The organism is Halomonas sp. SIMBA_159 (genome assembly GCF_046536035.1).
GTDB classification, from domain to species: domain Bacteria; phylum Pseudomonadota; class Gammaproteobacteria; order Pseudomonadales; family Halomonadaceae; genus Vreelandella; species Vreelandella venusta_A.
Genome location: NZ_JAWJBT010001068.1, coordinates 1 through 254 on the forward strand (window position 1 = coordinate 1; position 254 = coordinate 254).

General features: G+C 59.4%; 1 protein-coding gene. It reads right to left on the bottom strand.

Annotated features, from left to right (window positions below; translation table 11 throughout):
- Nucleotides 1-225 (bottom strand): glutathione S-transferase family protein (locus R0J87_RS22570; RefSeq protein ID WP_498889125.1); only part of this gene is annotated, 225 nt, incomplete at its 3' end.
- Nucleotides 226-254 lie beyond the last annotated feature (29 nt).

The window sequence follows — 254 nt, forward strand, 5'->3', positions numbered from 1 at the left end:
GCGCTCGAAGGCCGGCTCGTTCGCAGCGAAGTCGGCAAGCCAGCCGCACAAGCGGGGACAGGATGCTCTCCAGTCCACTATCTGCCGCTTGTCGAGAAACCCGAGGGCGCACGCAAGGCCGATACTCACGGCGTTTGTTTCCTGCGAGGAGGGAGGACATGCCTCAAACGACGACAAGGCACGCCAGATCTTTCCGCGCTGGTAGTGCAGCCATTTTTCTGACATATGCTCCTTTTCGTGGTATCGATGCTCGT